The organism is Clostridium sp. CM042 (assembly GCF_055080995.1).
Genome location: NZ_CM143646.1, coordinates 619,808 through 639,874 on the forward strand (window position 1 = coordinate 619,808; position 20,067 = coordinate 639,874).

Below are 20,067 nucleotides of genomic sequence, written 5' to 3' on the forward strand. Positions count from 1 at the left end.
AACTTTCTTTTATATTATATAATAAGACTAGCAATAATCATAATTTATTATATTCCAACTAACATAAAATTAATATGAAAATTTACCCAGCAAAAGGGAGGGAACGAACATTTAAGCATTAATAATTAATCCTTGGGTATTATTGCCATGAAAAACAATACTTTTTATAGAAGAATTAAAGAATATGAATCAATTTAATAATAACAAACCCATTTACTATATTAATAAGTTGCATCAAGTTATCGATTTTACGCATTTGTAGGTAGGAATGTTTAACTTAGTTGTAAAGGATATTCTTATGCAGAAAAAAGGTACTAAAGATTTAATGATAGCAATCTTATTAAATTTTACTATCATTTGTATTCTACAATTTCTAGGAGTTGCATCTATTTATATTTTAACACCATCTATATTTGCAAATTCATTAATTACAAGCAGTTGCGGATTTGGTAAAAAAAACGATGTTGATAGAATGATTAACAGTTTGCCAGTAAGCCGAAAGGAAATAGTTATTAGCAGATATTTATCTAGCTTTGTTTTTCTTATTATTGGAATTGCTATTACCATATTATTTGCTTCTATAATCAAATTTTCTGGACTTAGTCATATTAATAGATTTATGAATTTAACTGATATAATAATAATTTCAATTTTTACTGTTGTTTACATTTCCGTATATTTACCCATTTATATATGGTTTTGATACTTGAAATCACAATTGATTAATAAGATTTTAAATTATTTTATATTTATTTGTATAACTAGTACAGTTGTAATAGTTACTCTCATTGACAATGGTACTGCGAAAGACTCTTTAATGAATTCGACATTGGTTATTTTAATCGGTTTAGTTTATATCGTTTTGAACTTCATTATATTAATGTGAAAAAGAATGATAATAAGTATCATCTACTCTTCCAAGTATAGATACAGTGGATTTTAATGTAATTTAAATTGAATTGTTTATAAAAATACTATTTATATTAGGAGATTAAGTCAGACTCACTGCAATTATTTATCCTTTAACAAATTAAGGTTTATTTATTTTATAATTGCACATACTAGCATAATAAAATAATAAATTCGGAGGTATTAATATGAGAAAACTATCAGAAGGTGAATTATTATCTTTGACAGGCTTATTAAGTATGGAAAAAGACGGATTAGCGGTAGCAAGAGTTATGAAAAATTTAATTAGTGATGAAGAATTAAAAAGTCAAGCAGAGAATGGGGTTTTAGCAACAGAGGGAAGAATAAAAGGCGTTCAACAATTTATTAATGAGAATCAGGTTACAGGAGGAGCAAAATAATATGGGAATGATAACAAATAACATTGTAAAAAATAACACAGACATTAATGATGAAGTAATAGCTGGAAATATGATTGGGTCCGCAAAAAGTGCAGCTGATGCATATCTAGCAGCAACTTTAACAAGCGCTACACCTGAATTAAGAGCAATATACTCAGCAAGCTTAACTCAAATTATAGGTGGACATTCAGCATTAACTGATCTAGCTGTAAACCGTAAGTGGGTATCCCCTTATGATGCACCTTCACAACAACTAGTTAATAGTTTTAACAAATCTAAATCTACAGTCGAGAAGTAGAAGTAAAAGTAAGGTTAACATAAACTAAATAAGTTTTTACCTTACCCGCGAAAACTACCCATATTAAAAACGTTAGAATTAATATAATTAGACACAAAAGAAAGTAAGCCACTAATATTTATTCGAATATTAGTGGCTTTTTAAACATATATTTAGTTTTTTCATCACCTATAAATATAATTATAATTCTGATTTTTTAAAATAACTCCACTCTTTTAGTAATACAAAGAGATGAGGTTCTTATAATCTTCTTGGATTTTCAAAACTTGGTGCTGAAAACCCTCCATGTTTTCGCTATATAAGATTGGACATAACTTATATATACTCGCTAAATATAATTAATATCCAATTTAATTTATTAATATAATTTGTATGGTCATAATTTTGTATTTGAGATTAATATTATAGTGGAGGTATTATATGAAAAAGAAAAGAATTTTGTGGGTTTTTTCTGCTGTTGTCCTTATCATTGTAATATACGGTTTTTTAATTAAAAGTATAGCTACAACAGGTTATGGCAAGCTTGATACAATATTTGGTATGATGTCTAAAATAGAAGCATATATTAATCCAATTTCACTTAAAGGAAAGTCAATATATGAAATACGTTCAGCTTTACATAAGTCAACAACAATATGGAGTTCCAATCCTATACGCTTTTCCAATATAAAAAATATGGATATAAAGACAACTTCAAATCAGGTGCCAGTACGAATATACACGCCGGATAGGGGAAATGAATTTCCTATTATAATTTATTCACATGGTGGTAGTTGGATAAGTGGTAATATTGATGACTATGACAATGTTTGCAGAAGGCTTTCAAAAAATTCGAATGCAATAGTGGTATCTGTAAATTATCGTCTTGCACCAGAAGATCCTTATCCGGCAGGGCTTAATGATATATATAATGTGCTACAATGGGCTTACAAAAATGCTGAAAGTATTAATGGGGACTACAGCCGAATATGTGTTGCAGGTGACAGCGCTGGTGCCAATCTTTCTGCTGTAGTATCACAAAGGGCACGTGATAAAGATGGCCCCCACATAACCTCTCAGGTACTAATATATCCATCAACAAACATTTATCAACTAAATACAAAATCCTGGTCATATTTTGGTATGGATTATAATCTTACTAGGGAAAACTCTGAAAAATTTATATCGCTATATACTCCAAGATTACAAGATAGAAAAAGTGAATATGCTTCCCCTTTATTATCTAAGAACGTTAAAGGTTTACCTAACACACTCATAATCACAGCTGAATTTGATCCATTAAGGGATGAGGGTGAAGCTTATGGAAATAAATTAAGAGAAGCAGGTGTGAATGTGATTTCTACCAGATATGAAGGTGTTACACATGGTTTCGTCTCAATGAATAAGATTACGAGTAAATCAGATGAGGCTTTAATTGAAATTTCAACATATCTAAAAAAGCAATTTAATAAAAAGTAGATTTAAAATTTATTTCAGAAAATGACCACATACTTTTGTCGTAAGTCAACTTTATATCCTTTTAGAAGTAAAGACCCTAAGAATTGTACTATAGGATCGCCGTACAATGAAGTAAGCTTTTCAAATATATTTTATAAATATGGGTAAACTAAATAATGCGCTGAATACAATACATACAGTGTAATTTATGTAGTTGAAGGGAGAAAATTATGAATAAAAATAATTTAGAGGAAACAAAAAAGTTAAATAAGCAATCAGACACTGATAAGGGTTCAATCACTAATTCAACTGCTACTGTGAACAGCAGCAGTACTGGTGCTAATTTAAAATCAAGTGATGAATCCACCGGTTTTACTGTCGGTTCAATAAAAGAGCTAAGTAATGAACAAGCTACTGCTGCCAAGGGTGCTAATATGTCTAAGATAACAAGTAACATTAATTATGGTTCATTAGAAGAAACTAAAAAATTTAATGAACGTACAGCATACATTAAAGATACTGATTAATAATAAAAAGAGATATACCAACTAGAACTATGATAGTCGAACGTCCATTATTCTATTTATAATATATGTTTTAAATATATACCTATTAGGGGTCTGGAAACATAGCCATCAAGCTAAGTCATATTGAATATTAGTAAGTCATCATCAAATACTATATTTTACCATTGAAATTTATTTTGATAAATCTCAATGGTAAATTTTAAGTGTACATTAGTATTTAAACAATTTTAGGGTACACGAAAAAAAGCCACTTATATAGTGGGATTTTTACAATTTTATCAAGATGTTTTATGCTGCAACTTTAGCCTGCGATGATGTTAATTTATAACATACTCCAAGAATATCAAAAACAGTTTTCTTATCCTTTTTATGAGATTTCAGACCATTCCTAACTACATTTTCAAATATTAATTTTAAGGTATTGAAAACTTTATTAGGGAATTTGATAAGCTCAAAATATAGACTATCAGTATATTCATGAACTATTTCACAAGTTTTAATTTCACTGGCTTCAAGGCCTTTATTTTCTAATGCTGTTCTCTACTTTGTAATAGCCTGTCTTATTGTCATTCTACTCACACCAAAGAGTTCAGTAAGCTCTCTTTCAGTTGGAAGCTCTTCACCAGGAAGATATTCTTTTTTCTTATTTTTTCTTTTATAGCCTCTTCCAATTGGGTATAAATCGGTATAGACGAATTTTTATTCATTAATTTACAACCCTTCAAATTTGATTTTAAAAAAACATACAATGCATTGTACTTTTTATGTTTACTAATGATTTAAACTCTGCAATATATTATACCTAAAAAAAAATGATTGTCTATACACTCAATATTGTCTTATTACATTAAATTATCTTCTTCGAAGAAGATAAACAGCTTCGAAGAAGATAAATTACAATTTATGACATACTTCAAATGATTATTCCATATTTTGAAATACAAACATGGGAAATCATTCAAGAATTAACTCAAGTTAATGATATTTTCTACACAAGACTAAAATCCTTACAAAATTTCCTTATCTGGCTTGTCTGCTTGAATAAAGGTTAACTGACCACCTGGATATACTCCATTATTGGTAGCCTTATAATCATCATGATTATGCATTGGATAAAATTGTAGGAAAAACTGATCATTTGGATCACCACAAGGCTGATTACAAATTTCTATATCGTTAATTAGCTGTGGATCAGCACAATCTACTGGCTCTTCTGGAATACCAAAAATAGCATTAGGATCAATTTTTTGTATTTTTCTAAGCTGGCTGCAAAGAGAAGGAAAGCCATCTTGGCCATTCACAATATATCTTCTGTATAGAGCCCTCTTATCATCGGCCATAAGAATTAAATCATAGGTTTCACCAGACCCAATGGTATTCGTAAAGCCCATTTCTTCTGATCCAGGGTCAAGGTGCTCGTAATCTTTACTAAGATTTAGGAAAGGACTTAGATGACTATCTTTTCCCACTACCATAAAATGCCAACCATGAATGTGCCATGGAACCACTTGATAGCTCATATTGGTCATTCTAAGCAGGAATTTCTCGTTAGTTTTCACATGAACATAGGATTCATAGTTAATTTGCGTGAGATTAGGATTGTCTCCAACAATTGGGGTCAAAGGATGCTTAAGAAGTGTATCTGGGAAAGCTCTTCCATTCACCAACCAAAAGTCTGGTTTAAAATTTACTGCATTAAAAGGTATACCTGCACGAACGCTTTCGTGCCACAATGAATCAATATCAGATAGAAGCATCACATATTCTTTATCGAAATAGCTGTGAATATTATTATAAGCAAAATTTCTATTCGTAGCAGTTTGAGGGATATCAGGTTGTATTTTACAGTGAAATCTCCAATATCCTGATGATTTAGATTTAGTAATTCCGCTTCTAGCCAAGCTTTCCATAGAAGGATAAATAACTAATGATCCATACATTCCCATTTGAACATGTTCAGAAGCTTCTACATGACAGTGGTACATTAAGGTTCCTGGATTTTCCGGATGAAAGAAATAAGTCGCCTGAGGTGGTGGTGTAAGAGGATTAGTCGCCTCCCACATAGGAACCCCAAAGGAAGTTTCAGGAAAACCATCTAGCTGAGTAGCAACATGAGCACCATGCATATGCACAGTGTGTAAATCCTTAAAATTAGGAAGATATTTCATACCAATATTAATTAGAGTTATATATATATGATCATCTACCTCTCCCCAAACCATAGGAGAAGGAATAGTAGCTGTACCTTTCTTACTTAATAGTATCCCCCAGTTATCTGGGTTTGTATAATCTAGATATTCATTTCCTTTTATTTTTACTCCATCTACCTCTAAAAGTCCACCTGCAAACCCAAAAATATAGACTTCTTTTCTATTTTTAGTACATAATTCTCCATCTAATGGTAAGTCAATTAATCCATCTGTAGCTAACAAAACATAATGTCTAATACTCATTTTTTTATCCCCTTATTATACTTTTCTATTTTCATTTGGTCACATCATTGTATGCGGTTAAGGATAAAAAAGTTATACTGTACCAACTATGATATTGAGGAAGTCATCCATTCAAGTAGTGATGGACAAAAATTTGAAACTAATATTAACACCATTAATTCTCGCCACTCACCTAAATATTTTGGGCTTAAAGCCTATCAACGTGGATGTAATCATTCAGGAACTGGCTCAGTTTCAGGTATTACCTGATTAGTAATTTGCTTATTCCCCCTTTTCGGGGGGATGGGCAAAAATATCCTTCTTGTTTTTAACAAAAAGACTTATTGTATTTAATAAAAATAGTAATTTATGCAGTTCCTCTAATAATAAGCTCTGTTTCAAAGTAAACTTGTTTTTCAATAGGTAACCCACCATTTATTACATCTATTAAAATACTGCAGGCTTTTTTGCCCATTTTATATATAGGTTGTGATATTGTTGTAAGTTCTGGTTCTATAATTTCTGATATACGGATATTATCAAAGCCAACAACTGATATATCTCTTGGAATTTTATACCCATTTCGCAGTAAAATTTTCATTCCACCAAGGGCCATCATATCGTTACTATAAAAAATGGCATCCAAATTGGGGAAAGTACTTATTATTTTTTGTGTAGCTATTACACCACCTTCAACATTAAAATCTCCTTCAAATATATACTTTTCATCATATATTCCATAATTCTTCATTCCCTCAATATAGCCTTCTAATCTTTGATTTGATACTTCTAAATTTTCCCTTCCTTTTACGAAAACTATCTTACGTTTTCCCTTTTCATATAAGTATTTAATGCCAGTTTTTACACCCTGCTTGTTTAAACAAAATACCCCATAATCACCTTTATATCCTTCAATATATCTATCCACCAATACAAAAGGAATGTTATTGTTTTTTAGTATGGTTATACTTTCATTACTTTTACCTCCAGACATAAAAATAATGCCATCTATAAGTTTACTTATAAGAAGTTCAATATATTTTTGCTCTTTATCAATATCATTATCAGTGTTACATATTATTAAATTATATTCTAACCCTTCTGCCTCATCCTCAATAGCTCTTGCCATTTCTGAGAAAAATGGGTTTGTGATATCGGGCAGTATAATTCCTATAGTACCGGATTTCTTGGTGCTAAGACTTCTAGCTATTGAGTTAGGAATATAACTCATTTTCTTAGCAATTTCTAATACTCTTTTTCTGGTTGCGTCGCTTATGCTAGAATCTTTTTTATTCATAATCATTGAAACTGTGGCCTTTGAAACACCGGCCATTTCCGCTATATCCTTCATTGTTACATTATTCATAATCATCCTCCGATTTGTAGTAAATAATGATATTGATTAAATAATCACCTGATGTTAGTAACCTATTCACAAAGTGTAATTTTAATAATTATAATCTTATAAAATTATATCAAAATTTGAACTATATTAAAATACCTCGTAAAGTTATAACCCAGAGGATAATCCCCTGGGTTATAATTTTATATTCTATGATTATTGGTGCAATAACATTTTTATTACTATTTTTTTATAAGCTCAAGTTCTACTGGAACTTCTTTTTGCACTGTATCACCTTTTGCTATTTTAACAGCATTTTCTACCGCAACTGAACCCATCAAAGCAGGCTTTTGTGCTATGGTAGCTGCTAGGTCTCCACTTTTAACTGCTGCTTTGGCATCATCATTACCATCAAAACCTACAATAATAACATCTTTATTTGCTGCTTTAACTGCTTTTATAGCTCCTAGTGCCATTTCATCGTTATGTGTAAATATTGCATCGAACTTAGGAGTGGATTGAATAATATTTTCAGTAACGGTTAATCCCTTTTGTCTATCAAAATCTGCTGCTTGGCTAGCAACAAGTTTAACACCGGTTTTTTTATCTACTATGTTGTGGAAGCCTTGACCTCTTTCTCTTGTAGCAGAAGCTCCTGGAATACCTTGTAATTCTACTAGATTTCCTTTGCCGTTTAATTTTTCAAGTATGAACTCCGCTGCCATTTCTCCACCTTTTATGTTATCAGATGCAACGTGACAAACAACTTCTCCACCATTTGCTTTTCTATCTACTGTTATAACTTTTATTTTGTTATCGTTTGCAACTGTTATTGAGTTTGCAACTGCATCGCTGTCTGTTGGATTGATAATTAAAGTACTTATTCCTTGTTGAACTAAATCATCTACATTAGATCTTTCCTTTGCAGCATCATTTTGTGAGTCAAGGACTACAATTTCATATCCTAATTCCTTCGCTTTTTTCTCCGCACCTTCTTTCATTGATACAAAGAACGGGTTATTAAGAGTCGAAACTACCATCCCAATTTTCTTTCCACCCTCTGCGGATTTAGGCGCGCTGCAGCCAACCAAAGTTCCCATAATTAGTACAGTTGATAATGATATTGATAGCAATTTTGATACTTTTTTCAATTAAATCATCCTCCATTTTTTTATTTATTCTTTTTTTCAACCATTACGGCGAGTAGAATAACTAAGCCCTTAACTATTGCTTGATAAAAAGGTGACACATTCATAAGATTTAATCCATTATTAAGTACACCTATTATTAAAGCTCCTATTATTGTACCTATTACACTTCCTTCTCCTCCAGTTAAACTAGTACCACCGAGTACTACAGCTGAGATAGCATCTAACTCAAAACCTACTCCAGCATTTGGAGAAGCAGATCCTATTCTACTTGCAACAATTATGCCACTTAAGGCTGCTGTTGCGCCACAGATAACATATACAAGTGTTTTAATCTTACCTGTATTAATACCTGATAATCTTGCTGAGTCTTCATTTCCACCTAGTGCGTAAAGATATCTACCATATCTAGTTTGACTTAAAACATAAAATGCTATTCCAAATACTAAAATTGTAAATATAACTGGAATTGGTAATCTCAAAAACATCTTATTTCCTATCCCTGAAAAATTTTGTCCAAGTCCTGAAATAGGAGTACCATTTGTATATACATAAGTTACACCTCTAAAGATAGTCATTGTAGCTAGTGTAACTATGAAAGCTTGTATTCTACCTTTTGAAACAAGAATACCATTTATAAGACCTATAACGCAGCCGATTGCTAAAGCTACAATTATTGCTAAATACAAGTTGCCTGTGGTCTTTATTATACTCGCAGCAGCAGCGCCGCTTACTGCAAGTATGGATCCTACAGATAAATCAATCCCTCCAGTGAGAATTACAAAAGTCATTCCTATAGCTATAACCGCATTTACCGAAACTTGAGTGAATATATTTTTAATATTTTGTATGGTTAAAAATCTAGGTGTAATAAATGATATAACGATACATAATATCAAAAGACCAATTAAAGATTTATATTTTAAAACTACATTTTTAAAATTACTTTTCACAATACAGACTCCTTCCTTGGTGAGGGTTATTTTTTTAAAAGTTAACTTTTTATACCTACTGCATATTTCATTATAGCTTCTTGTGAAGCTTCTTCCCTACAAAGTTCACCAGATATTTCGCCTTCGTGCATGATTATAATTCTATCGCATATCCCGAGTATTTCAGGCATATCAGAGGATATCATAATAATTGATTTACCCATAGCCTTTAGTTCATTTAAAACGTCATAGATTTCCTTTTTAGCCCCTACGTCAATGCCTCTAGTTGGCTCATCTATTATTAATATTTCAGGTGCAAGCATGAGCCATTTAGCTAATATAACCTTTTGTTGATTACCTCCACTTAGATTTTTAATTAACTGCTGCTGACTGGGCGTCTTTATAGAAAGTTTCTTTATATATTCTTGAATTTCCTTACTTTCTTCTATTTTATTTATGCGCTTAGCTCCATTTTCATATTTTTTAAGGTTAGCTAAGGTCATATTGCTTCCTACTGACATGCCTAGAATAAGACCTTCTTTTTTTCTATCTTCAGAAAGATAACAAATTCCTTTTTCAATAGCATCTTTAGTAGAACAAATATTAACTTCGACGCCATCAACAAATATTTTACCTGAAGATTTTTTATATTCTCCAAATATAGTTTTTGCCATTTCTGTCCGACCTGAGCCCATGAGGCCCGATATTCCTAAAATTTCTCCGCTCTTCGCTTCAAAGCTAATATCGCAAACCTTTTCATCAAAGCTTAAGTTTTCAACTTTAAGGATAGTGTGTCCTTTGGATGATTTTCTGTATGGAAACTGTTCTTCTAATTTTCTACCAACCATCATTGATATTAGATCGTCTTTAGTAATGTCCTTTGTCTTAACCTCGCCGATATGTTTACCATCTCTTAAAACTGTTATCCTGTCACAAATTCTAAATATTTCATCCATTCTATGAGAGATGTACACAATGCACATATTTTCACTTTTAAGCTTGGTAATTACTTTAAAAAGATTATCCGTTTCAACATCAGTTAATGCAGTTGTAGGCTCATCCATTATTATTACTGTTGAGTTCTTGGAAAGAGCTTTTGCTATTTCTATTAGTTGCCTTTCACCTACATTCAAATCTTTAACTAAAGTATCCACATCAATATTGAAACCAATATCTTTAAGTAATATTTTTGATTTTTCTTTTAGCTCTTTTTTATTTATTCTCCTTGTTATTCCATTAAATCCTTCATTACCTAAAAAAATATTTTCCCATATACTTAAATTAGGAAGAAGACTTAGTTCTTGATGAATAATTGCTATTCCATGTTTTTCAGCATCTTTTATACCTCTTATATCTACTTCAGAACCTTGGATAATAATGCTTCCTGTATCCTTATGATAGACTCCGCTTAAAATCTTCATTAAAGTAGATTTTCCTGCCCCATTCTCTCCGAGTAGAGCTAGAACTTCTCCACTATAAGCTTCTAAGCTAACATCTTCAAGAGCTTTTACTCCTGGAAAAGCTTTTGAAACATTTTTCATCTGAAGTAGAGGTTTTATGTTAGTCATTGAATCTCCTCCTTAAACTTACTTAAATCATCTATAGTTAGAATACAACTCCTGATTTTAGTATTATATTTGCATAGGCTGTTTGTTCACCAGTTCTTACTACTGCTTTGCACTCTTTTAATTGAGATTTCAATTCCTCATGAGTTATAAATGTGATTTTTACATCTCCAACTGCTTTTTTTATTTCATTAAATAAATGCGGACTAACTTCAAAGGTCTCTTTAGCCACTATTACTTCTTCTATTTGAAGTTCTGTTAATACACATTTTAAAGTTTGAATAAAGCCTGGAATATTTTTAATTAATGCAATATCTATTCTTTTAGTGTCGCCTGGTATTGGTAGACCACAGTCCCCTATCGCTAATGTATCTTTGTGTCCCATTTTAGATATTACTTCAGATATTTGTGAATTTAGTAATGCAGTTTTTTTCATGACTAATCCTCCTTGTATGCCTCTATGGGAAAATGACAATTATTAATTGTTACCTTCGCCGTAAATATCTATTACCTCTTGCATCGTTGGTATTGATGGTTGTGCTCCTGATCTTTGAACTACTATTGAAGAAACTTTATTACCAAAAGTTATAGCTTTTTTTAGATTTTCATAGTTCAATTCTCGCGTCCCTAAATTACTTGATACTGCTCCAATAAAACTATCTCCTGCAGCAGTCGTGTCAATAGCCACAACCTTAATTGCTGGAATTAATTCTGCTTTTTCTTTAGTTACTAATGCGGCACCCTTTGAACCTAGTGTTATTATTACGTAATTCACTCCCATTTCTATAAAACTCGTCGCTGCTTTTTTAGCACTTTCTAAATCTTCAACTAAGATTCCTGTAATATCATAAGCTTCTGTTTCATTAGGAATTATTATATCTGTACATTTCAACAAATTCTTATCTATTTTTTTTGCTGGTGCTGGATTTAGTATTGTTATAATTCCTTGGGATTTTGCATAATTAAAAGCCTCAATTGTCATTTCGCTAGGCGTTTCAAATTGTGCAACTATTACATCACAATCTCTTATAATTGAATAGCTTTGTTTTATCTCATCTATATTAATACTCATATTAGCACCAGCGACTACAACTATAGAATTATTTCCTTCACAGTTAACATTAATTATAGCTGTGCCTGTAGTTTCTTTATTATCTTTAAAAACATAATCTGTATTTATACCATCTCGCGAAAGCTTACTAACCAAGAAATCACCATTACTGTCTAATCCAACCTTACCTATCATGTAGACATCTGAACCCATTCGTTTAGAAGCAACTGCTTGATTTGCCCCTTTTCCTCCAGGAACAGTAGTTAAACTTTTTGCAAAAATGGTTTCACCAATCTTAGCCATGTTTTCTACCTTTAATACTATATCCATATTTAAACTTCCAAGTACGCAAATTCCACTCATATAATAGATCACCTCTTCTTAGCTTAACCGATTAACTGAACCGATTAAGCTAATTGTATACGTTTAAATGTTTCTTGTCAACAAACATTTTTTTGAATTTTATTGAATGTATTTGATAATATTTATAGTTTTATTAACCCCATTAAATAAGCTTATCCAGCATGGATAGTTCTTATTTAATGGGGCTACTTTTGTACCTAACTATTCAATATTAATAAATGCTCAATCTGTTTGCCTACAATCCCATTCTGTAAAGAATTGTTCTAGGTATTTCTGCATAAATTAACTTCTTATCCACTAAATCTCATCCTATGTGAGAAATTATAATTTAAATTTAAAATTAAATTTGCAAAATGTCAAAGTTCCTACCAATTAAATTTAAGCGCTATTAATACTAACATAATGTGAGTTATGTTCATTAACGCAAAATTTTTCACGGATAAAATGAAGGTTTCACTTTTAATAGGTTTTTGGTGAAATAATTTTATATTTTTATTCAAAGGTATTATAGTTAAAATTACCAGCAAAGATGAAACTGGTGAAATTTTCAATATAACTAAAATTATAATATCTAAGTATGCAATATAATATAGGGCCTTAAATAGGGTAAGTGCATTCCCCTTACCTAAATAGTAAGGCAACGTATATCTCTTATTTGTTATATCCTCTTCAATATCGCAAATGTTATTAGCAAGCATTATATTTGCTATGCCATTGATTGTTGGAATGGAGATTAAGAAGATATAAAATAATTCTACTAAATTTATGCTGATGTTTAACATATTACTAACATACATGATAGAAATTATATTTCTATCAGATATATGAATGTAACAAGATAAAAATAGAATTACAAATCCCATAAATACTCCGGAAAATACTTCCCCTAGTGGCATACGCGAAATTGGAATAGGCCCATATGTATAGAATATACCTGTTATAAATGAAATAATTCCGATTAAGAGTACAACTACATTAGTGTTCAAAGTTAATAGAATCCCAAAGAAAATTGCTATTGCAAGCAAGGTAAAAATTATAGCTACAGCTGTGGATTCTTTGATGTTATATCTGATGATTCCATTTTTATTTTCATGATTATGTCCGTTACCCTTTAAATCTTTTTTGTAATCAATATAATTGTTAATTGCGGTTGTAGCCATATCGAATGTTAATAGTGAGATACCCATAATAACAAAATTTTTCAAATTAAAGCTTTTATATCGGTATAAAGAATAAAGTGTTCCCAATATAAATGGTATCATACTGGCCAATTTTGTTTTAATTTCAATAAATTCAAGAAAACTGATTAAAGACAATTTTAAACCCTCCTGTTGAATAATAAATTCTTAGTTATAGTTTGTTTGACTTTCAAAATAATCCATGATAATATAATTGTAAACTACAAATTTTAATTTGGTTTACAATACTTTAGACATCATATTTATATTTTTTAGGGAGGAATTTATTTTGAAATTATCTACACGAGATTTAATAATTACTGGATTATTTACTTCACTAACGGCAGTTGGAGGCTTTATTTCTATACCTCTAGGTCCAGTTCCTATAACACTACAATCTTTTTTTGTTGTTTTATCTGGACTTATCTTAGGGGCCAAGTTAGGTGCACTATCTCAAATTACATACGTCATTTTAGGTTTAATTGGATTACCTGTTTTTGCTGGCGGAACTGGAGGATTAACTTCTGTAGTAAGTCCTACCTTTGGATTTGCAATGTCTTTTATTGTTGTAGCATATGTAATTGGTAAGATTACATATAAAAATAAATATCTTCCTAAAATAATATATTCTGTTATTTTAGGAAGTTTCGTAATGTATCTTATGGGGATACCCTACTTTTATTTTATTTTTACGAATTATTTAGGGAAAAATATAAATTTTTATGCAGCCCTTAAATACGCTTGCATACCGTTTATACCTGGCGATATTATAAAGGCAATTTTAGCTATAATCTTAGCTAAACAATTAATCCCTAGATTATCAAAACATTCGAATTCAAATTAATATTCATAAGTTATTGTAGCATTTTAGGAGATAGTCTAATGATATCTTCTAAAATACATATTTAATATTATTATTCCCAGGTTGTCCATATCTCTGGTACATAGCCCACAGTGGCCTCTTTTCCATTACGGACTATAGGGGTATTAAGAAGTTGCGGATTTTTTAATAAGATTTCTTCTTTGGTCTCCTCACCTCTAATTTGCTGCAAATTTAATTTTTTATAATCCTTTGCTTTTGTGTTAATTAAATTGTTTAATCCTACAGAATGCTTCACACTTTGTAATTCACCATTACTTAGTCCTTTAATATTTAAATCTATAAATTGATATTTTATATTTCTTTCCTTAAAGTATCGCTCAGTCTTTTGTGTGTTAAAACACTTTTTTCTTCCAAAACATTGAATATTCATTTTTAAAAATCTCCTTAAAATATATTATTCTATTTATTATTTAGATGATTAAATCATCACCTGCGGTGCTGCACAGCTTCGAAGAAGATGCATTAACGACTTCAGAAGGTAATTTGTACTCCCGCTGAAGTTTACTCTTTGTTATAGCATAACCCATTTGTAGGCCGCTGAAGCAGATAACAATTATCAATTGTTATCCCCCCACTTATAGAAGAGGGAGACTTTCCTTCTGAAATGTCGTTAAGCTATAATATTATCATAGCTAGTAGCACAGTAGCAACTATTCCACAAATAACAGGAATAACATTTTTTCTAGCTACGTCAAAGGGTTCAACCTTACATATTCCGGCTGCAGCAACTACACTCCAAGGAATTATAGTTCCTCCACCTATCCATATGGTAATTATTTGACCAAATGCCGCAACCTTTTCCTTGTCTATATTAATAGTATTTGAAAAGGTGTTAGCTAAAGTGCCTACGAGCGGTAGACCTGCGAAACCTGAACCGCTAAGTCCAAGAAGAGTGCTTACCGCTGTTTGTATACCTATAACAGAGTATTTAGATAATGGTATCCTGCTTGCAGCATATATTCCTATGTCACTTAGAAGGCCGCTAGCTCCATTACCAAGTATATCAACTGCGGTACTTTCACTTCCTAGAAAAAAGAAAGCACCAATAATTATAATTGGTGCAAATATGTTTATACCAAAAGTAAAACCGCTTTTAATATATTTAGTAACCTCCCCTAATGATGTTTTAAAATCAGTATTAATTATAGATGAAATTATCATTATTACTGCTGCTGTACCGCCTATTAGAGCTGTAGAGTCTGAACCTATGAAGTTGAATTTTTTTATGAATATAATATCTACTATAAATGCTAAAGGGGTAACTATTGCCATTATTTTTATTCCTATTGAATGATTTTGTATTGATTTTTTAGTTTCAATTATTGTTGCATCAACCATAATTGCAGAGGTTTTATCTTTTTTCATAAGTATAAATGCTAAAGTTATAGTAACTATACTCATTATACCCCAAAAGGGAAGGCATTCTTTTATAATTCCTAATGCATTAGGCAAGTTTGCAGTCTTAGCGGTTATTGATGGTGCTGCTTGAAGAACAAAATCGCTTGATAAAGCAACCCCATTTCCGAATAAACATAAAACTACTGCGGACCATACAGGTGGCAATCCAGATTCTATTGCCGCAGGCACCATTAAAGCACCTATAAAAACTATAGCAGGTGTTGGCCAAATAAACCATGAGGTCACAGTAACAGTAACTCCTAGAACAAAAAATGACATAGTTTTATTTATCATTAATTTCCTTATAGGTTTTATAATTAGTTCATCTGCACCCAGGTCATGTAATGAACTAGACATTGAATTAACTAATGCAATAACTACAACTATTTCAATAAATTCTTTACCCGATACTACTACTGCCTTATATATAATCTGAACAGCACTTAGAACATCACCTGTAAAAATATAACCTATTACGCCAATGCCTAAAATACATGGAAGTATTACATCTTTTTTAAGTGTAATTATAACTGTTATTATTAGAATAATGATTATATATGCATAATGAATTACACTTAAATTTATCATATGTTTTTATCCCTCCTATGTATTATTCACAATACATACAAATATTTGTATATTGATTTGATTAAGTATTTTAATAATCGAAACGCGCTGACTAATTATTTTTTTAAAATACATTAAATTGAGTATATGCAATATTTAAAGAAAATAATCAATTTTTACTGTTTTCAATTAAAATAAAAAATATGCAGCATATTATTGAGGCACATAAATATAAATTGGCTAGCATACTGTATTGCTATTTATTTTTATGGACATAACATATTACATGACTTTAACTTTCATTTATGATAAACTTGTGATTAGCAAAAAAATATTCGACTCTAAGGGACATTCAATCATATTATATTTTCTAAACCAAGAGGATAATAGATAACAGCTGTTATCTATATGCAAAGTTAATCAAGGAGGAAAAGATGTTAAAAATCTGGGGTAAATTAATCAAAGATAATAGAATTATTGAGGATGAAGTGTCAATGTCGAAGTTAGAAGATAATTACCAAGAAAATCTAAAAGCGTGCATATCAGAGTTATGTTACAAATTTGATATTTCAACACCGTACTGGCTAAAATCTAATATTAATGAATACAATAAAAGACATAAAACTGCCTTTGATGAAAATAATTTTATAGAGGAAATTTACTTTGATAAATTTATGATAGAAGAATTAAAACCAACTGAAAAATAGTGCCAATAAGCACTATTTTTTAATCTTCATCTTCATCTTTATCATAAAAGTCTAAATACGAATAATTCTCACCGTTTTTTTGCCAACCTAAGATAGAATCCATATTAACATTTTGTGCGGCTCTAAAAATAGATTTATCAGCACCGCTAAAATTCTTCTTTAGCCCTTTAACTAAATCTTTAATTTCATGACGTTTATTGCCTATCTTTTTAGCTGCCACCATGCATGCACAATTTAGTGGCCAAATACCACTGTTTTGAGTAAAATCCTCAATATATTGTTCTTCAATATAATAAAGAGGACGAATTAATTCCATACCCTCGAAATTTTGTGCTTTTAATTTTGGAAGCATAGTCTTAAAATTTCCTGAATAAAGAACATTTAACATAGTGGTTTCGACTACGTCATTAAAATGGTGGCCAAGGGCGAGTTTATTACAACCTAACTCTTTTGCCTTTGCATATAATGCACCTCTTCGCATTTTTGCACACATATAACAAGGATAATCTTTAGCTATGCTATCAATTATATCAAAAACTTTTGACTCAAAAATTTTCACAGGAATATTTAGATGTTTACAATTATCAATTAATAGTTCTTTTATATTTTTATGGTAACCAGGGTCCATAGCAATATACTCTAATTCAAACTTAAATTTACCGTGAAGTTGTAACTCTTGAAATAATTTAGACATTATTAGGCTATCCTTACCTCCAGAGATAGCTACAGCAATTTTATCACCCTCGCAAACTAAATTATAATCTATTATAGCCTTAATGAATTTTCTCCAAATAGGCTTTCTAAAGGTTGTAATAAGACTACGTTCTATTTCTGCTAGTGGTTTTCTTTCATTAAATGGAACTAATATTTCACAACCTTCTCCTGCAATACTACTCATAAAATCACCCCTTCTGTACATTAGAATATTATAACATAGTAAAGAGTGGTTTGTCTTTGCAAAGTAATACACGCCAATACACATTAATATAAAATTCTATCTAGAAAGGAAAAATTTTATCATCAGGGAAAATGGAACCATTAAAACCATCGAATGCTTCGAAGTGCTCTCCAACATTATCTGTGTTTTCTTTCGAATTAATAAGATATATTTCATCATCACCTATTATATTTAACTCCATCAAAGTAGTGACACCAAAGCTAATAACATTATTAAGAATTTTTGGAGTATCTGTAAGTTCAGTAGTTGTTTTAATATTGAGTTGAAATTCATTTAATTCACGTTCTTTGGGAATATCTAAAAAAACATCTATAGGTTTTTCAAAAAATCCATTTATACTGTTATTTTTGTTGTCTTCAAGATAATCAATTATATAATTAATTCTTTCAATAAATTTAATACTTGAAAAGCCAGATGTTGTAGATAAGCGGCTCCTGAATTCGGAATGCTCTACAATAATACCAGGTTCAAATTTTATTTTTTCGAAAATATAAGAACCGGTTATACCTTTAGGTAAATTTATATTTATTATAGGAAAATTAAGATTTTCATTGTATGACGCAAATATTTTTTTTACTATAATGGTTATTATCTGATTTCCTGGTTGTAAATTAGTTATTGCAGCTGGTGGGACATATGTATAAGGAAGTCTCAGTGAAATAACATCATACGGTTGGCTATTAAGTGTGTTCATCAGAATTGAACCAATTACAGAATTTGATTTTAAATCTATTATATCAATCCCGCCATGATTTTCACGGTTTCTGTTAGCTACCAAGAGCTTAGTATTGTCATCAGTTATAAAAAGTCTAGTAGGTTCAGGTTTCGAGGTAATAATAAAATCATATGCTTCATTAGTATGAATATTTATTAACTCTATTCTGTTTAGTCCAAAATTTGATGCATATAAGGTAGCGTCTTTTAATATCATTCCAGCAATTAAGGATCCTTCAGGTAAAATTAAATTAGTAACTTTTTCTGAGTTAATATCTATTTTTAATATATAATTTCGCATTGAAATGTAAGCAGTTTTATCATCGTCGGATATTAAAAGATAGGTTGGATTTATACCTAGGTTTTTAAATGAATGTATAAGGCTATAACTTTCTGTACTATAAATTTTTAATTCCTTTAGTAATGTATCTAATACATATAGCTTAGACCCTTCTTCGTTAAGTCTTAAATCAATAATTGCTGATAATCCTTTAATGCGACCTAGTAGATTTTCTAAATTTATATCATATATAGTGACTTCAGAAGTATTTGAAACATATATTTTTTTGTTTATGGTATCAATTTGAAGATTACCATTATTAGGGATTATGCTTTCTTTTATTTCACCAGTAATACAGTTAACAAATGAGATAGTATTACTCATATCACAAGCAACGCCAATGGTTTTATTATCTTTCAAGGCTAATTTAAATGGACTTTTTCCTACAGCTATTTCTTTTAATATCGTGTTGCAAAGACCATCAATTATAGTTAAGGTTCCAGTTTTAACATTTGAAACAAAATAAAAACTTTTTCTAATACTTTCAGCTATTTCAATCACATCCTTTATACTTATTAATAGAAAATATGCTTTAACAATAGAGAATATGTCAATAAAGGATTTGGAAATCCCAAATCCTAATAATTTCTGCGGATATGAACTAGACCCTTTCGTAGCTAGCAAATTTTCCTTTTTTAACAATTTTGTACACACCTTTTGCTTTTATACTAATCTTTCGAATTTCGTCACTAACAATATTCATATAGACTTCTTTAAATTTAATGGATTGACTGCAACCATAGGATATTATTGTTGGGGTTGATACTAATTCAACCTTGCAAGATTTCTTTAGAAGTCTTTGGTACAAAAGTGTTGCAACATTATGACCTGGGTAAACAACTAAATATTCACTTTCTTCTACTTTCATAGCTTTGAACATCTCCCTTATAGCTAATCAAGTTTATAAATCAATTTGT

The 20,067-nt window shown here is 30.5% G+C and carries 22 protein-coding genes; 8 read left to right on the forward strand and 14 right to left on the reverse strand.

Annotated elements, in window-relative coordinates; all coding sequences use genetic code 11:
* Positions 1-268 precede the first annotated feature (268 nt).
* The 5 genes from ACWJJ7_RS02915 (at position 269) to ACWJJ7_RS02935 (ending at position 3,572) form a co-directional block, all read left to right on the forward strand.
* Positions 269-703, forward strand: a complete 435-nt coding sequence (locus ACWJJ7_RS02915) for an ABC-2 transporter permease (RefSeq protein WP_165412833.1) — start codon at positions 269-271, stop codon at positions 701-703.
* Positions 704-1,097: 394 nt separating this feature from the next.
* A complete protein-coding gene (locus ACWJJ7_RS02920; RefSeq protein ID WP_165412832.1) occupies positions 1,098-1,310 on the forward strand; it encodes a hypothetical protein in 213 nt (70 codons plus the stop codon).
* Position 1,311: 1 nt separating this feature from the next.
* Positions 1,312-1,608 (forward strand): spore coat protein, encoded by a 297-nt coding sequence (locus tag ACWJJ7_RS02925; protein ID WP_165412831.1) that lies wholly within the window; start codon positions 1,312-1,314, stop codon positions 1,606-1,608.
* A gap of 420 nt (positions 1,609-2,028) precedes the next feature.
* Positions 2,029-3,066: an alpha/beta hydrolase gene (locus ACWJJ7_RS02930; RefSeq protein ID WP_462963853.1), complete on the forward strand. Its 1,038-nt coding sequence runs from the start codon at positions 2,029-2,031 to the stop codon at positions 3,064-3,066.
* A 209-nt stretch (positions 3,067-3,275) separates the two neighbouring features.
* A complete protein-coding gene (locus ACWJJ7_RS02935; RefSeq protein ID WP_462963854.1) occupies positions 3,276-3,572 on the forward strand; it encodes a hypothetical protein in 297 nt (98 codons plus the stop codon).
* Between the two features lie 540 nt (positions 3,573-4,112).
* Here the strand turns inward: ACWJJ7_RS02935 and ACWJJ7_RS02940 are convergent.
* Together ACWJJ7_RS02940 and ACWJJ7_RS02945 are read right to left on the reverse strand one after the other, a co-directional pair.
* A complete protein-coding gene (locus ACWJJ7_RS02940; protein WP_462964931.1) occupies positions 4,113-4,244 on the reverse strand; it encodes a GntR family transcriptional regulator in 132 nt (43 codons plus the stop codon).
* Positions 4,245-4,579: 335 nt separating this feature from the next.
* Complete coding sequence (locus ACWJJ7_RS02945; protein WP_462963855.1) at positions 4,580-6,025, reverse strand: multicopper oxidase domain-containing protein; 1,446 nt, start codon at positions 6,023-6,025, stop codon at positions 4,580-4,582.
* Between the two features lie 51 nt (positions 6,026-6,076).
* Between ACWJJ7_RS02945 and ACWJJ7_RS02950 the strand changes: the two genes are divergently transcribed.
* Positions 6,077-6,274, forward strand: coding sequence for a Tn3 family transposase (locus tag ACWJJ7_RS02950; RefSeq protein ID WP_462963856.1), 198 nt, complete (start codon positions 6,077-6,079; stop codon positions 6,272-6,274).
* Between the two features lie 97 nt (positions 6,275-6,371).
* On the opposite strand, the gene ACWJJ7_RS02955 is transcribed toward ACWJJ7_RS02950, so the two are convergent.
* From ACWJJ7_RS02955 to menA, 7 genes are all read right to left on the reverse strand, one after another.
* Positions 6,372-7,370 (reverse strand): LacI family DNA-binding transcriptional regulator, encoded by a 999-nt coding sequence (locus tag ACWJJ7_RS02955; protein WP_462963857.1) that lies wholly within the window; start codon positions 7,368-7,370, stop codon positions 6,372-6,374.
* A gap of 218 nt (positions 7,371-7,588) precedes the next feature.
* Positions 7,589-8,497, reverse strand: a complete 909-nt coding sequence (rbsB, locus tag ACWJJ7_RS02960) for a ribose ABC transporter substrate-binding protein RbsB (RefSeq protein WP_462963858.1) — start codon at positions 8,495-8,497, stop codon at positions 7,589-7,591.
* Between the two features lie 20 nt (positions 8,498-8,517).
* Positions 8,518-9,447, reverse strand: a complete 930-nt coding sequence (locus tag ACWJJ7_RS02965) for an ABC transporter permease subunit (protein WP_462963859.1) — start codon at positions 9,445-9,447, stop codon at positions 8,518-8,520.
* 41 nt (positions 9,448-9,488) lie between these two features.
* Positions 9,489-10,994 (reverse strand): sugar ABC transporter ATP-binding protein, encoded by a 1,506-nt coding sequence (locus tag ACWJJ7_RS02970; protein WP_462963860.1) that lies wholly within the window; start codon positions 10,992-10,994, stop codon positions 9,489-9,491.
* 37 nt (positions 10,995-11,031) lie between these two features.
* Complete coding sequence (rbsD, locus tag ACWJJ7_RS02975) at positions 11,032-11,427, reverse strand: D-ribose pyranase (protein ID WP_462963861.1); 396 nt, start codon at positions 11,425-11,427, stop codon at positions 11,032-11,034.
* A 42-nt stretch (positions 11,428-11,469) separates the two neighbouring features.
* Positions 11,470-12,405 (reverse strand): ribokinase, encoded by a 936-nt coding sequence (rbsK, locus tag ACWJJ7_RS02980; RefSeq protein WP_462963862.1) that lies wholly within the window; start codon positions 12,403-12,405, stop codon positions 11,470-11,472.
* A 365-nt stretch (positions 12,406-12,770) separates the two neighbouring features.
* On the reverse strand, positions 12,771-13,721 hold the full coding sequence (gene menA / locus ACWJJ7_RS02985; protein WP_462963863.1) for a 1,4-dihydroxy-2-naphthoate polyprenyltransferase: 951 nt from the start codon (positions 13,719-13,721) through the stop codon (positions 12,771-12,773).
* A gap of 151 nt (positions 13,722-13,872) precedes the next feature.
* Between menA and ACWJJ7_RS02990 the strand changes: the two genes are divergently transcribed.
* On the forward strand, positions 13,873-14,427 hold the full coding sequence (locus ACWJJ7_RS02990) for a biotin transporter BioY (RefSeq protein ID WP_462963864.1): 555 nt from the start codon (positions 13,873-13,875) through the stop codon (positions 14,425-14,427).
* 70 nt (positions 14,428-14,497) lie between these two features.
* Here the strand turns inward: ACWJJ7_RS02990 and ACWJJ7_RS02995 are convergent, their stop codons facing one another.
* Positions 14,498-14,836 carry an arsenate reductase family protein gene (locus ACWJJ7_RS02995; RefSeq protein ID WP_462963865.1) on the reverse strand — a complete coding sequence of 113 codons (339 nt, stop codon included), beginning with the start codon at positions 14,834-14,836 and terminating at the stop codon, positions 14,498-14,500.
* Positions 14,837-15,081: 245 nt separating this feature from the next.
* Positions 15,082-16,452, reverse strand: a complete 1,371-nt coding sequence (locus ACWJJ7_RS03000; protein WP_462963866.1) for a hypothetical protein — start codon at positions 16,450-16,452, stop codon at positions 15,082-15,084.
* Positions 16,453-16,865: 413 nt separating this feature from the next.
* Here ACWJJ7_RS03000 and ACWJJ7_RS03005 point away from each other — a divergent pair, with 413 nt between their 5' ends.
* Positions 16,866-17,138 (forward strand): hypothetical protein, encoded by a 273-nt coding sequence (locus tag ACWJJ7_RS03005; RefSeq protein WP_462963867.1) that lies wholly within the window; start codon positions 16,866-16,868, stop codon positions 17,136-17,138.
* A 19-nt stretch (positions 17,139-17,157) separates the two neighbouring features.
* On the opposite strand, the gene ACWJJ7_RS03010 is transcribed toward ACWJJ7_RS03005, so the two are convergent.
* From ACWJJ7_RS03010 to ACWJJ7_RS03020, 3 genes are all read right to left on the reverse strand, one after another.
* The gene (locus ACWJJ7_RS03010) at positions 17,158-18,036 is read right to left on the reverse strand and encodes a tRNA 2-thiocytidine biosynthesis TtcA family protein (protein ID WP_462963868.1); all 879 of its coding nucleotides are present in this window, start codon (positions 18,034-18,036) and stop codon (positions 17,158-17,160) included.
* Between the two features lie 100 nt (positions 18,037-18,136).
* Entirely contained in the window at positions 18,137-19,792 is a 1,656-nt protein-coding gene (locus ACWJJ7_RS03015) for a YncE family protein (RefSeq protein ID WP_462963869.1), read from the reverse strand.
* On the reverse strand, positions 19,752-20,018 hold the full coding sequence (locus ACWJJ7_RS03020) for a putative Se/S carrier-like protein (RefSeq protein ID WP_462963870.1): 267 nt from the start codon (positions 20,016-20,018) through the stop codon (positions 19,752-19,754). Before ACWJJ7_RS03020 ends, ACWJJ7_RS03015 begins: the two co-directional genes overlap by 41 nt.
* Between the last annotated feature and the right edge of the window lie 49 nt (positions 20,019-20,067).